Here is a 13,349-nt window from a genome sequence, read left to right as displayed (position 1 = left end):
AAAACGGTGAATGAATGTATGGGTTGTCGCCGCGGCTCAGGCCGGTGCGTAGGGGTGGGGCGCAAAGCCCTTGGGCAGTCCGGCCAGCGGCGTCATACCGTGCAGCTCCTCGCCGGGCAGGCCTGCGGCCAGCGGCTGGCGGGCGGCGATCAGGCGATCGATGTCCACGCCGGTGCGGATGCCCATGGCCTCGAACATGAAGACCAGGTCTTCGGTGACCACGTTGCCCGAGGCACCGGGCGCGTACGGGCAGCCACCCAGGCCGGCCAGCGAGGCATCGAAGGTGCGCGCGCCAGCCTCGTAGGCGGCCAGGCAGTTGGCCAGGCCCAGGCCGCGCGTATTGTGCATGTGGGCCGCGCCTGCCTGTTCGCCCAGCTCGGCCCGCAGCCGTGTGAACAGGCGCCGTACCTGGGCCGGGTTGGCCATGCCCGTGGTGTCGGACAGGCCCGATTCATCGGCGCCGGCTGCCACGCAGGCCAGGGCCAGTGCAATCACTTCGTCCTCGGGCACCAGGCCCTGCAGCGTGCAGCCGAAGGCCGTGGAGATGCCCGCCTCGATCAGGGCATGCGGTGCGATCTCGTCGCGCAGCGCGGCAATGGCCCGCACCTCGTCCACCATCTGCATCGGGGTCTTGCGCACATTGGCCATGGAGTGCGCGGGGCTGGCCGATACGGGCAGCGTGACCTTGTGGACGCCGGCGCGCAGCGCAGCCTCGGCACCGCGCAGATTGGGGACCAGGGCCATCACGGTGACGCCGGGCAGCGTGATGGCGTGGGCGACCACCTCGGCCGCGTCGGCCATCTGGGGCAGCAGCTTGGGCGAGACGAAGGAGCCGACCTCGATCTCCTGCAGGCCCGAATGGGCCAGGGCGTCGATCCACGCCAGCTTGTGCGCTGTGGACATGGTGGAGGCTACGGACTGCAGGCCATCGCGCGGGCCGACTTCGCTGATGAGTACGTCAAAACGGTGGGAGGACATGGGCAGGGACATCCGGTGGTGGGTGACGATGACCGCAGGATTCGCCTGTTGACATCAGTTGCTTGAGTCGTTCTAATAGATAGAACTTTATTCTCTCTATTGAAATATTCCCTGCTGCACGCGCCATCGTCAAGCCTGCGTGCCTGGGGTTTTCCCTTGGGTGCCTTCGATATGCCTCGCAAATCAGTGACGGAATCGGTAGCCGACGAGAACGCCGCGCCGGGCGGCGTGGCTGCGGTGGACCGGGCCTTGAGCCTGCTGGCCGCCTTTCGCGACGGAGATGACGGGCTGACGCTGGCCCAGCTGTCGGAACGCACGCGCCTGTACAAGAGCACCGTGCTGCGGCTGCTGGCTTCGCTCGAACATGGCGGCTGGGTGTTGCGCCTGGATGATGGCCGCTATGCCGTGGGCCCGGCCGTGGCACGGCTGAACACCGTGTATGCCCGGCATTTCTCGCTGGACAGCGTGGTCATGCCCGTGCTGCGTACCCTGGTGCAGGCCACGGGCGAAAGTGCGGCCTACCACGTGCGCCAGGGGCAGGACCGGCTGTGCCTGTACCGCGTGGATTCGCCCCATCCCGTGCGCGACCATGCGCGCACCGGCGATCTGCTGCCGCTGGGGCAGGGCGCGGGCGGGCGGGTGCTGTCCGCGTTCGATGCCGAGCTGTACGCCGCATCGCGCGGCGGCAGCCGCACGCAGTTGGCCCGCGTGCGCGCCGATGGCTACTGCGCCATGGTGGGAGACAGGCACCGGGAGATCGCCGGGATTTCTGCCCCGGTCTTCAAGCGCGATGGAGAGTTGGCAGCGGCACTGACACTGACCATGCCAGCCCACCGCTACGAGGAGCGCCACGCCCGCCATGTGCTGGCGGCGGCGCGGGAGCTGGGGCTCTTGCTGCCCTGAGCCAGGCGTGCGCGGTGCGCGGACTCAGCCCAGCGCCGTGTCCAGCACCATCATCAGCACAAAGCCCAGCATGAGGCCGCCCGTGGCAAAGGCCTCGTGGCCCTTGCGGTGCGACTCGGGAATGATCTCGTGGCTGATCACGAAGAGCATGGCGCCTGCCGCAAAGCCCAGGCCCCAGGGAAGCAGCGCGGCCGAGCCGCTGACGATGACTGCGCCCAGCACGGCGCCCAGCGGCTCCACCAGGCCCGATGCCATGCCCAGCGCCACAGCAAAGCTGCGCTTGTAGCCCGCAGCCAGCAGGGCCACGGCGACCACCAGGCCCTCGGGCACATCCTGGATGGCAATGCCTGTGGCCAGCGCATTTGCGCGCAGTCCGTCGTTGCCCGCATAGCCCACGCCGATGGCCAGGCCTTCGGGCAGGTTGTGCAGGGCAATGGCAAAGACGAACAGCCAGGTGCGCTGCAGCTTGCGCGCGCCTTGCGGGTCCAGGCCTTCGCGGCCCTTGATGAAGTGTTCGTGCGGCAGCAGCCGGTCCATGAGCATGAGCGCCGCGCCGCCCAGCAGGATTGCCGTGCCGATGACAGCGCCTGCCGCCCAGCCCCCGCCCCCAAACAGGCCCTGCGTACGCACCGCTTCCAGCCCCGGCAGGATCAGCGAGAAGGCGCAGGCCGCCAGCATGACGCCGGCGCCAAAGCCGAACAAGGTGTCCTGCGTGCGCTCGGACAGGCGCTGGGACAGCATCACGGGCACGGTGCCCAGGGCTGTCGCCAGCGCGGCTGCCGAGCCGCCGGCCAGGGCCTGGAAGACCACCGGATGGTTCTGGGCATAGGCCCAGAACTGGCTGGTGAGCGCCCAGGCGCCGGCCATCATGATGGCCAGGCCGATCCACAGGCGGATGTTGGACCGTACGCTGGTCTTGGAGCGGAAGCGTTGTGGCAGATCCATGCTGGTCGGGAATGGGTTGGGGCGTTGGCGGGCAGGCTTGGCCGATCAGCCGCGGGCTGCGGCGTAGCGGCGGGCCACTTCGGCCCAGCTGACTACGTTGTAGAACGCCGCGATGTATTCGGGGCGGCGATTCTGGTACTTGAGGTAGTAGGCGTGTTCCCACACGTCCAGGCCCAGGATGGGGGTGGCTCCGGAGCCGATGCCGGCCATCAGCGGGCTGTCCTGGTTGCCGCTGCTTTCCACGGCCAGCTTGCCGTCCTTGCCCACCACGAGCCACGCCCAGCCGCTGCCAAAGCGCGTGAGCGCGGCCTGGGTGAAGGCGGCCTTGAAGGCATCGAAGCCCCCCAGCTCCCTGTCGATGGCCTGGGCCAGCTCGCCCGAGGGGGCGCCTCCGCCACCCTGGTCTGCCGGGGCCATCACGGTCCAGAACAGGCTGTGGTTGGCATGGCCGCCGCCGTTGTTGCGCACGGCGCCGCGCACGCCTTCGGGCAGCAGGGACAGGTCGGCGATCAGCTGCTCCACCGGCTGGCTGCCGTGCGGCGTGTCCTTGAGTGCGGCATTCAGGTTGTTCACATAGGCCTGATGGTGCTTGGTGTAGTGGATCTCCATGGTCTGCGCATCGATATGGGGCTCCAGCGCGTCGTAGGCGTAGTTCAGGGGAGGCAGGGTGTAGTTGCTCATGTGGTTTCTTTCAGGGACTACGGGGGAAATCGGTGCGTCGTAAGGCGTGTGGGGGCGAGACCTGCAGTCAGTGCGCCAGCCGCGAGGGCAGGGCCGTTGCCGCGATGTCGAAGACCCGGGACGAGGCCTGCAGTGCCGCATCGATGGGGGCTGGAACGGGAGAGGGCAGGCTGAGGTCAGGGGTTGCTTGCATCTCTGCTGGCTCCGAGGGTTTCAGAGATTCCTTGATATTGATCTGAGAATTGTATTATTCATGAGAATCATTCTCATTCAAAACAAAAATGACCTCAGTCAAGCCGATGTGTATTTCCTTGCGCGTGCAGGCAGGACCCGCAGTCGTGGGTTCCGGGCGAAAAAAAGCCCCGCAGGCGGCAATGCCTGCGGGGCCGGTCGGGTGGCGGTGGCCGCTTAGACCTGGTCGGCCGACAGGCCTGCAGTCTGGCTGAAGCCGCCGTCCACGTAGGTGATCTCAGCCGTCACGCCCGAGGCCAGGTCGGACAGCAGGAAGGCGGCCACATTGCCCACATCCTCGATGGTCACGTTGCGGCGCAGCGGCGATGCATCGGCCACGCGGCCCAGCAGCTTGCCGAAGTCCTTGATACCCGATGCGGCCAGCGTCTTGATGGGACCGGCCGAGATGCCGTTGGCGCGGATGGCGCGGCCGTCTGCCGTGCGGCCCACGGCCTCGGCCAGGTAGCGCACCGAGGCTTCCAGCGATGCCTTGGCCAGGCCCATGGTGTTGTAGTTGGGGATGGAGCGCAGCGCGCCCAGGTACGACAGCGTCAGCAGCGAGGACTTGTCGTTGAGGTAAGGCAGGGCCGCCTTGGCCATCGCGGGGAAGCTGTAGGCGCTGATGTCGTGCGCGATCTTGAAGCCCTCGCGCGACAGGCCTTCCAGGAAGTTGCCGGCGATGGCCTCGCGCGGCGCGAAGCCGATGCTGTGCACGAAGCCGTCGAACTTGCCCCAGGTGGCGCCCAGGTCGGCGAACAGCTTGTCGATCTGGGCGTCGTCGGCCACGTCGCAGTCAAAGATCAGCTTGGAGTCGAATTCTGCAGCGAATTCGGTGATGCGGTCCTTGAAGCGCTCGCCTACATAGCTGAACGCCAGCTCCGCGCCCTGTGCGTGGCAGGCCTTGGCGATGCCGTAGGCGATGGAGCGGTTGGACAGAACGCCCGTGATCAGCAGTTTTTTACCGGCGAGAAAGCCCATTGTTGTTCTCCAGAGGAAGTGAGTGGAAGTGCGCAGCAGCTGGCGGCGAAGGCGGGGCCCCGCGTCAGCGTTTGCCAGCGGGCGGCTGGCTGCGTGGTGCAGAATTGTCGCATGCGCCATTGGATGATTTCTTCGCTGCTGCTGGCCTCGGCGTGTGTGCCGGCGTGGGGCTCGCATGCCTATGCCCTGTGGGGAGAGCCCCGCTATGCCGAGGGCTTCAGCCATTTCGACTATGTCAACGCCAAGGCCCCCAAGGGCGGCGAACTGCGCCTGGTGAGCAACCTGCGCATCTCCACCTTTGACAAGTACAACCCGTTCACCATCAAGGGATCGTCTCCGGCCTATCTGGCCGAACTGATGTTCGACACCCTGCTGTGGCCCTCGCTGGACGAGACCGCCACGGGCTACGGACTGCTGGCAGAGGATGTGCAGGCTGCCCCCGACGGCCTGTCGGCCACGTTCCGGCTGCGGCCGCAAGCGCGCTTTCACAACGGTAAGCCCGTGCTGGCTGCCGATGTCAAGTTCAGCTATGACACGCTGGTGGGGCCGCACGCATTGCCTGGCTACCGATCGCTGTTCTTCGATGTGGCGGGGGTCGACGTGCTGGATGAACGCACGGTGCGCTTTCGCTTCAAGCAGCCGAACCGGGAACTGCCGCTGGTTGTGGGCGCCATTCCCGTCTTCAGCCGCGACTGGGGCATGGAAAACGGCAAGCCCAAGCCCTTCGACCAGGTGGTGACGGATACGCCCATCGGCAGTGGGCCCTACAGGATAGGACCTGTGCGCTTCGGCAAGGACATCACCTATGTGCGCGACCCGGACTACTGGGGGCGCGATCTGCCCGCGCGCGTGGGCACGGCCAATTTCGACCGCATCTCCGTCAAAATCTACCGCGACAACACGGCGAAGCTGGAAGCGCTGAAGGCCGGCGAGTTCGACCTGATGCGTTTTTACAGCGCCGGCGACTGGGCGCGGCGCCTGTACGGCAAGCGCTTCGACCGGGGCGAGCTGGTCAAGGGCGAATTCAGCAACAAGCTGCCCTCGGGGTTCCAGAGCTATGTGCTCAACACCCGGCGCCCTTTGCTGCAGGACGTGCGCGTTCGCCGTGCGCTGGACCTGGCCCTGGACTACGAATGGATGAACCGGCAGATGTTCTACGGCTCCTACCAGCGCGTGCGCGGGCTGTTCGGCAACACGGCCTGCGAGACCCATGGCGAGCCCTCGCCAGAGGAGCTGGCGCTCATGGAGCCCCTGCGCAAGAGCATTCCGCCGGAGGCTTTCGGCCCCATGGCCGAGCCGCCGCGCACCGATGGCAACAACTCGCTGCGTGCCAACCTGCGCCAGGCGCGGCAATTGCTGGCCGATGCCGGCTGGACCATTCAGGATGGCGTGCTGCGCAATGCGCGGGGCCAGGCCATGGAGCTGGAGTACCTGGACAGCAGCGAGTCGGGCATACGCCAGGTCTCGCCCTGGATACGCAATCTGGAAAAGCTGGGCATACGGCTGCGCTTTCGTTCGGCGGACTTCGCGCTGTACCAGCAGCGCGTGGAGAAGTTCGACTACGACATCATCTCCATTGCCTACCAGGGCACGAACAACCCGGGCCAGGAATTCGCCGACCTGTTCGGCAGTCGGGCGGCGGACACGGACGGCTCGGGCAATTTTCCCGGAGTCAAGAATCCCGCCGTCGATGCCTTGATCCGGCGCATGACCGAGGCCAAGACCGAGGCGCAGCTGTTGCCCGCGTGCCACGCATTGGAGCGTGTCATCGCGCATGGACACTACCTGATTCCGCAGTGGAGCGCGGGAACGCACCGCATGGTCTACGACTCCTGGCGGCTGGTGCGGCCCGCCGTGGTTCCCGCCTACGCGAAGGGCGAGAGCTGGGCCATGGATACCTGGTGGGCCCGCATGCCGGTGCTGACCGCGCCGCCTCCATGAGCGGGCGCTGCCGCCGCATCGTTGCGATCCGTTGCATGATGGGCACGCTCCCGGGCCGGGGTGCCCCCCGGCAATCGACATAATGCAGGACTTCTTATGTGGGCCTACATACTCAAACGCTTGCTGCTGATGGTGCCGACCCTGCTGGGCGTGCTGCTGCTGACCTTCGTGGTCGTGCAGTTCGTGCCCGGTGGCCCGGTGGAGCAGTACCTTGCCGAAGCCAAGGCCAGCGTGGGCCGTGGCGGCGAAGGCGGTGGCCTGGCCTACCGTGGCAACCAGGGGGTGGACCCCCAGCGCATAGAGCAGATCAAGGCCCTCTACGGGTTTGACAAGCCGGCCCATGAGCGCTTCTTCCAGATGCTCGGGCAGTTCGCGCGGTTCGACCTGGGGCGCAGTTTCTTCCAGAACAAGGATGTCTGGCAGCTGATCAAGGAGAAGCTGCCGGTCTCGGCCAGCCTGGGCCTGTGGACCTTTTTCATCAGCTACCTCGTGGCCGTGCCCCTGGGCATTGCCAAGGCCGTGCGTGCCGGCTCGCGTTTCGACTTCTTCACCACGCTGCTGATCCTGGTGGGCTATGCGATTCCGGGCTTTGTGCTGGGCGTGGCGCTGCTGGTGATCTTCGGGGGGCAGCTGCAATGGTTTCCGCTGCGCGGGCTGACCTCGGCCAACTGGGATGAGCTGTCCTGGGGCGCGCGCATCGTGGACTATCTATGGCATATCGCGCTGCCGGTCACGGCCATGGTGGCGGGCAGCTTCGCCATCACCGCCATGCTCACCAAGAATGCCTTTCTGGAAGAGATCCGCAAGCAATATGTGCTGACAGCCCGCGCCAAGGGCCTGTCGGAGCGGCAGGTGCTTTATCGGCATGTGCTGCGCAATGCGCTGATTCCCATCGTCACCGGCTTTCCGGCCGCCTTCATCGGTGCCTTCTTCACGGGCTCGCTGCTGATAGAAACGCTGTTCTCGCTGGACGGCCTGGGCCTGCTCAGCTATGACAGCGTGATACGGCGCGACTATCCCGTGGTGCTGGGCACGCTGTACCTGTTCACGCTGATCGGCCTGGTGACCAAGCTGGTCAGCGATCTTTGTTATGTGTGGGTGGATCCGCGTGTACGGTTTGACTAGGTACCTTCCGAGCCGCTTCGCGGCTTGCCCGGTATGCACGGCGCCCTGTATCGCGGGGGGCGGACGGGCGGCGCGTGGCGCCGGGCTTCGTTTCCTGGAGCGACATGGACACTGAAATGCAATCCGTTGTGGTTTCTGGAACGGGGCTGCCGGGGGCTGGGGCGCCTGCACCGCTGGCGGCGGCGGCGGTTTCGCCGGCGCGGCGGGCCTGGCTGCGGTTCAGGCGCAATCGGCTGGGATATTGGAGCCTGGTCGCTTTTTGCGTGATGGTGGTGCTGAGCCTGGGCGCCGAGCTGATCAGCAACGACCGGCCCCTGGTGGTGCGCTACGAAGGCCAGACCTACTGGCCGCTGTGGAACGATTATTCCGAGAAGACCTTCGGCGGCGACTTCGAGACGGCGGCCGACTATCTGGATCCCTACATCCGGGATCGCCTGAGCCAGGGTGGCAACTGGGCGCTGTACACGCTCAATCCCTACGGGCCGCAGGCGCTCAACTACTTTGCGAGCTTGCCCAATCCGGCGCCGCCCTCGCGCGAGAACCTGCTGGGCACGGACGATCGCGGGCGCGATCTGCTGGCGCAACTGATCTACGGCTTTCGCGTGAGCGTGCTGTTCGCGCTGGCGCTGACGGCCTCCGGCGTGGTGCTGGGCGTGGTGACGGGGGCCATCCAGGGCTTTTTCGGCGGCAGGACCGATCTGGCGTTTCAGCGCTTCATCGAGATCTGGGGCTCCATGCCCGAGCTGTATCTGCTGATCATCTTCAGCGCGGTGCTGGCGCCCAGCGTCTCGCTGCTGCTGGTGCTGCTGTCGCTGTTCGGCTGGATGGGGCTGTCGGACTATGTGCGGGCCGAATTCCTGCGCAACCGCCAGCTCGACTACGTGAAGTCGGCGCGTGCGCTGGGCGTGGGCAATGGCGCGCTGATCTGGCGCCATCTGCTGCCCAACAGCATGACGCCCGTGGTCACCTTTTTGCCGTTTCGCATGAGTGCAGCCATCCTGGCGCTGACTTCGCTTGATTTCCTGGGCCTGGGCGTTCCGCCCGATACGCCCAGCCTGGGCGAGCTGCTGAGCCAGGGCAAGAACAGCATCGATGCCTGGTGGATCTCGCTGTCCACCTTTGCGGTGCTGGTGGTGACGCTGCTGCTGCTGACCTTCATGGGCGATGCGCTGCGCGATGCGCTGGACCCGCGCAAGGCCGCTGCCACCGATGCAGCCCCGGCCGTTGATGCGAAGGACGCCGCATGAACGCAGAGCAGCCGGCAATGGACATGCCTTCCGCCCCCGGTCGCGGCCGGACGCTGCTGTCTGTGCGCAACCTGCGCGTGCGCTTTGGCAGCAAGGACGTGGTGCACGGCGTGAGCTTCGATCTGGCGGCCGGTGAGAAGCTGGCGCTGGTGGGTGAGTCCGGTTCGGGCAAGACCATCACGGCGCTGTCCCTGCTGCGGCTGGCCGGTGACGCCCAGCTGGGCGGGCAGGCGCTTTTCGACGGCCGCGACCTCCTGCGCCTGCCCGAGCGCGAGATGCGGGCCGTGCGCGGCGGCGACGTGGCCATGATCTTCCAGGAGCCCATGACGGCGCTCAATCCGCTGATGACCGTGGGCGAACAGGTGGGCGAGGTGCTGCGCCTCAAGCAGGGGCTGACGCGGGCGCAGTCCCTGGCCCAGGCGGCCGAACTGCTGGCGACCACGGGCATTGCCGAGCCCGTGCGCCGTGCCCGCGCCTTTCCGCATCAGCTCAGCGGCGGCCAGCGTCAGCGCGCCATGATCGCCATGGCACTGGCCAGCAGCCCGCGCCTGCTGCTGGCCGATGAGCCGACCACGGCGCTCGACGTCACGCTGCGCGGACAGATCCTGCAATTGCTCGATGACCTGCAACGCCAGACCGGCATGGCCGTGCTGATGATCACCCACGACCTGCACCTGGTGCGGCGCTTTGCCGATCGCGTGGCGGTGATGGAGCGCGGGCAGCTGGTGGAGCAGGGCGAGGTGCCGGCGGTCATGGCAGCTCCGCGCCATGCCTACACGCGCAAGCTGCTGGCCAGTGTGCCGCGCCGCGATCTGGTCGAGGCGCAGGCCGGTACACCGGGGGCGGCTCCCGAGCCGCTGGTCCATGCGCAGGGCCTCAAGGTCAGCTACCCGGTGCCGTTGACGGGCGTGCGCGGCTGGTTTGGCCAGGGGCGTTTTGTTGCCGTGCAGTCCGCCGACTTGGACCTGATGCCCGGGCGCACCGTGGGTGTGGTCGGGGAGTCGGGCTCGGGCAAGTCCACGCTGGCCCAGGCCGTGCTGGGACTGCTGCCGCATGAAGGCCAGCTGCGCATCGCTGGCCAGGCCTGGAGGCAGCCGGCCACGCGCAACTCGCCGGCCAATCTTGCGCTGCGGCGCAAGGTGCAAGTGGTGTTCCAGGACCCGTATTCATCGCTGTCGCCACGGCTGACGCTGGAGCAGATCGTTGGCGAGGGCCTGCGCGTGCACGCCCCGGCGCTCACGGGGCGGCAGCGCCGTGACCGTGTCGTGGACATGCTGTCTGCCGTCGGGCTGACGGATGAGCAGTTCCCCGGTCTGCTCGATCGCTATCCGCATGAGTTCTCCGGGGGCCAGCGCCAGCGTATCGCCATTGCGCGTGCCCTGGTGCTGGAGCCTGAAGTGCTGGTGCTTGACGAGCCCACCAGTGCGCTGGATGTGACCATTCAGCAGCAGGTGCTGGGCCTGCTGCAGCGGCTGCAGCGCGAACGTGGCCTGGCCTATCTGCTCATCACGCACGATGTGGACGTGATCCGCGCCATGGCCCATGACGTGGTGGTGATGAAGGATGGTGCCATCGTCGAATCCGGCCCCGTGGCCCAGGTGCTGGGCGCGCCGCGTGAGGCCTATACGCAGCGGCTGGTGGAGGCTGCTGGCTTTTCGGGTGACGGCATGCCCGAAGGGTTCTGAGTTCGCCGGCCTGCCGCCGGGCCGCTACCAGCTGCCTGTGGGATTGACCCCGTCCTGAAGAATCCACTGCACCTTGTCCACGGGCACGCCCAGCAGCCGGGCCTGGGCCAGCAGGCGCGCTGCCACGCCATCGGGCAGTTCAGGGGTGCGCGAAAGAATCCAGAAATAGCGCAGGTCCGAGCCGACCACCATGGCCCAGCGGTAGTCGGCATCCAGGGCCACCACGTTGTAGCCGCCGTAGAACGGTCCGAAGAACGAGACCTTGAGCGCCGCAACGCCGGGGCCATGCACCGTGCGGGCCTTGCCTTCAGCGGACTTCCAGCGCCGGCGGCCTGCGTCGTAGCCCCGGTTCAGCACATGCACGCTTCCATCGGGAAGCGGCGTGTATTCGGCCTGGGTGCGCTCCAGGCCTTTTTCGAAGCGGTGGTCTATGCGGGCCACTTCGTACCAGCGGCCCATGTAGCGCTGGATGTCCCAGCCGCGTACGGGCTCCACTGTGGCAGGAATGGGCGGGTTGCGCAGGCCCTTCCAAAGCAAGGCGGCTGCAGCGGCCCCGACGGCAAGCCCAGCCAGGCCTGCCGCGGGCCGAACCCAGGCAGGGCGGGGTGTGGACGGGGTGGTGACTTCTGTGCGTGGTTGGCGGGGTGACATCGTGCGGAACTCCGTGTTCAGGCAGAGCGCATGCCAGGGGCATCATGTGCGCTTGGCAGCGTGCTCCTACTTTAGGACAGAACGCCGGGCCGCGGTGTAGGCCGGCGCTGCCGGAACTGCGGCTGTGCGGGCTGCGCAACGCAGGAACTTTCCCTATGCCGGAGCAGGCCATGTGTTTTTTTATGCGCGGGCCTGCAGGTCTATGGCCTAATTGCGCGTTCTCATTTTTTTGAAGAAGGAAATGCCATGGGCAACAAGATCGTTACCGAAGCCGACCGCAAGTTCACTCCCCAGCCTCCCCTGCCCAACGGCGTCACCCTGCCGACGCCCGGCCGTGGCCAGCGCGTGAGCCGCGCCCGTGGCGCCCACACCCATACCAAGAAGAACCCCGGCAAGCGTCACCGCTGAGCACGGCGGGCCGCGTGCGTGCCTGCCGCGGCCGCGTTCTGAAAGCAAGAGCCCTCGAAAGAGGGCTTTTGCTTTTGGGGCGAATGCGCTCAGTGCTGCAGTGCCTGGAGCTTGCGGCGCAGCATCTGCACTTCCTCGATCAGGTCCGCCGTCAGCGCGGCCAGTTGAGGGTCGGCATCGAAGCTGTGCTCCAGATGGGCTATGCGGCGCGCACGCACCAGCATGTGGCTGCTGAAGCGCCACTGTGCCTGCGCGTCGGCCGCGTCGCCGGCCGGCTCGTTCTCGCAGTACAGCACCCCGGTCTGCACGCGCTCCACCACCCAGGCGGTGTTGCGCTGGCAGTGGCGGGCGAGATCGTGCAGATCCAGTGCGCCTTCATCCAGCAGTTCTGCAGGTTCGTAGAAGGGATACAGCGGCGTGCTCATCGCGAGGCTCCTTGGCCCGTGCCGTGCTGGCGGGCATCGAACGAGGGGAAGGCCTGGGCCAGTGCCTCATAGGCCTTTCGCTGGGCGTCGGTCTGCGGCTCCGGCAGGCTGATGCCCAGCACCAGATACAGATCGCCTGGCGTGGCGGCGGGCAAGCCCTTGCCCTTGATCCGCAGCTTGCGGCCTGCGCGGCTGCCGGCAGGGATGCCGACATCGAATTCGCCGGCAATCGTGGCGAGACGGACCGTGCCGCCCAGCGCGGCTTCCCAGGGCGCGAGCGCGATGGGCTGATAGACGTCCTTGCCCTCGGCCCACCAGCGCGGGTCGTGACGCAGATGCACCTGCAGCAGCAGGTCGCCTGCAGGACCCTTGCCCAGGCCCTGGCCGCCCTGGCCGGCCAGACGGATCATCTGGCCTTCGCGCACCCCCTTGGGAATGCTGACCTGCAATTCCTTGTCCCGCGCCACCGGCCGCCCGTCCTCATCCAGCACCGTGCTGCGCAGGTGCAGGCTGCGCTGGGCGCCGTGGTAGCTGTCCAGCAGGTCCAGCTCGATGCTGGCGTGCTGGTCCTGCCCGCGCAGGTCGGGTGGAGGTCGGTGCTGCCCGCCGCCCGCATGGCGCGCGCGGGCGCCCTGGCCGAACATCTGCGAGAAGAATTCGCTGAAATCCGCATCGCCGTCCGGCATGGCGCCATCGCCGCTGCGAAAGTGGAAGTCCTGACCTTCCCAGTCCGGTGGCGGCTGGAATCCGCCGGCGCCTGCGCTGCGGCGGGGCGCATCGGCCAGCGCGTCGTAGGCGGCACGCTTTTCGGGATCGGACAGCACGGCGTTGGCTTCATTGATCTCGGCCATGCGTTGCGAGGCATCCGCTTCCTTGCTGATGTCCGGGTGGTACTTGCGCGCCAGCTTGCGGTAGGCCTTCTTGATCTCGTCAGCACTGGCCTGCCGGTCCACGGCCAGGATGCGGTAGTAGTCCTTGTATTCCATGAATTTCCGTCCTCCAGCCCTTGCGGGCGATGTTCTGGACAAGCCAGAAGCCAGCATAGCCCGGTCATGGCAGGGTCTCAACCGATGGGCCTTTTCCCGCTGGACTGGCATCTTGTGACGGGTTTGCTACATTCGCGCGTCGGCAGGACGCAACAGGAGGCGTCG

General features: G+C 66.9%; 14 protein-coding genes. 6 read left to right on the top strand and 8 right to left on the bottom strand.

The features are described from left to right. Positions 1–36 precede the first annotated feature (36 nt). Entirely contained in the window at positions 37–990 is a 954-nt protein-coding gene (locus ACF8ML_RS06960) for a hydroxymethylglutaryl-CoA lyase (RefSeq protein WP_046240375.1), read from the bottom strand. 159 nt (positions 991–1,149) lie between these two features. Here ACF8ML_RS06960 and ACF8ML_RS06955 point away from each other — a divergent pair, with 159 nt between their 5' ends. Then, entirely contained in the window at positions 1,150–1,881 is a 732-nt protein-coding gene (locus ACF8ML_RS06955) for an IclR family transcriptional regulator (protein ID WP_034364346.1), read from the top strand. Between the two features lie 24 nt (positions 1,882–1,905). Here ACF8ML_RS06955 and ACF8ML_RS06950 read toward each other — a convergent pair whose 3' ends face one another. From ACF8ML_RS06950 to fabI, 4 genes are all read right to left on the bottom strand, one after another. Continuing rightward, positions 1,906–2,826 carry a ZIP family metal transporter gene (locus tag ACF8ML_RS06950; RefSeq protein ID WP_016448900.1) on the bottom strand — a complete coding sequence of 307 codons (921 nt, stop codon included), beginning with the start codon at positions 2,824–2,826 and terminating at the stop codon, positions 1,906–1,908. Between the two features lie 45 nt (positions 2,827–2,871). Then, positions 2,872–3,507 carry a superoxide dismutase gene (locus ACF8ML_RS06945; protein ID WP_043790189.1) on the bottom strand — a complete coding sequence of 212 codons (636 nt, stop codon included), beginning with the start codon at positions 3,505–3,507 and terminating at the stop codon, positions 2,872–2,874. 67 nt (positions 3,508–3,574) lie between these two features. After that, complete coding sequence (locus ACF8ML_RS06940; RefSeq protein ID WP_016448898.1) at positions 3,575–3,700, bottom strand: hypothetical protein; 126 nt, start codon at positions 3,698–3,700, stop codon at positions 3,575–3,577. 215 nt (positions 3,701–3,915) lie between these two features. After that, entirely contained in the window at positions 3,916–4,716 is an 801-nt protein-coding gene (gene fabI / locus ACF8ML_RS06935) for an enoyl-ACP reductase FabI (protein WP_016448897.1), read from the bottom strand. Between the two features lie 123 nt (positions 4,717–4,839). Between fabI and ACF8ML_RS06930 the strand changes: the two genes are divergently transcribed. From ACF8ML_RS06930 to ACF8ML_RS06915, 4 genes are all read left to right on the top strand, one after another. Beyond that, a complete protein-coding gene (locus tag ACF8ML_RS06930) occupies positions 4,840–6,657 on the top strand; it encodes an extracellular solute-binding protein (protein ID WP_016448896.1) in 1,818 nt (605 codons plus the stop codon). A gap of 96 nt (positions 6,658–6,753) precedes the next feature. Next, positions 6,754–7,782: a microcin C ABC transporter permease YejB gene (locus ACF8ML_RS06925; protein ID WP_016448895.1), complete on the top strand. Its 1,029-nt coding sequence runs from the start codon at positions 6,754–6,756 to the stop codon at positions 7,780–7,782. Positions 7,783–7,886: 104 nt separating this feature from the next. Further along, the gene (locus ACF8ML_RS06920; protein ID WP_074924285.1) at positions 7,887–9,029 is read left to right on the top strand and encodes an ABC transporter permease; all 1,143 of its coding nucleotides are present in this window, start codon (positions 7,887–7,889) and stop codon (positions 9,027–9,029) included. Next, positions 9,026–10,714, top strand: a complete 1,689-nt coding sequence (locus tag ACF8ML_RS06915; protein WP_026062105.1) for an ABC transporter ATP-binding protein — start codon at positions 9,026–9,028, stop codon at positions 10,712–10,714. The genes ACF8ML_RS06920 and ACF8ML_RS06915 overlap by 4 nt, the downstream gene beginning before the upstream one ends. Before the next feature lie 24 nt (positions 10,715–10,738). Here the strand turns inward: ACF8ML_RS06915 and ACF8ML_RS06910 are convergent, their stop codons facing one another. Beyond that, positions 10,739–11,365 (bottom strand): lipocalin family protein, encoded by a 627-nt coding sequence (locus tag ACF8ML_RS06910; protein ID WP_016448892.1) that lies wholly within the window; start codon positions 11,363–11,365, stop codon positions 10,739–10,741. A 246-nt stretch (positions 11,366–11,611) separates the two neighbouring features. Between ACF8ML_RS06910 and ACF8ML_RS06905 the strand changes: the two genes are divergently transcribed. Next, on the top strand, positions 11,612–11,773 hold the full coding sequence (locus ACF8ML_RS06905; protein ID WP_012204826.1) for a hypothetical protein: 162 nt from the start codon (positions 11,612–11,614) through the stop codon (positions 11,771–11,773). An 89-nt stretch (positions 11,774–11,862) separates the two neighbouring features. On the opposite strand, the gene ACF8ML_RS06900 is transcribed toward ACF8ML_RS06905, so the two are convergent. After that, positions 11,863–12,198 (bottom strand): hypothetical protein, encoded by a 336-nt coding sequence (locus ACF8ML_RS06900; protein WP_016448891.1) that lies wholly within the window; start codon positions 12,196–12,198, stop codon positions 11,863–11,865. After that, positions 12,195–13,184 carry a DnaJ C-terminal domain-containing protein gene (locus tag ACF8ML_RS06895; RefSeq protein WP_016448890.1) on the bottom strand — a complete coding sequence of 330 codons (990 nt, stop codon included), beginning with the start codon at positions 13,182–13,184 and terminating at the stop codon, positions 12,195–12,197. Before ACF8ML_RS06895 ends, ACF8ML_RS06900 begins: the two co-directional genes overlap by 4 nt. Positions 13,185–13,349 lie beyond the last annotated feature (165 nt).

The sequence above is a fragment of the Delftia sp. WSY_10 genome (assembly GCF_043104705.1).
Taxonomy (GTDB): Bacteria; Pseudomonadota; Gammaproteobacteria; order Burkholderiales; family Burkholderiaceae_C; genus Comamonas; species Comamonas tsuruhatensis.
Note: the sequence above shows the minus strand (reverse complement) of the source record. Positions and strands in the feature narration are given on the sequence as shown.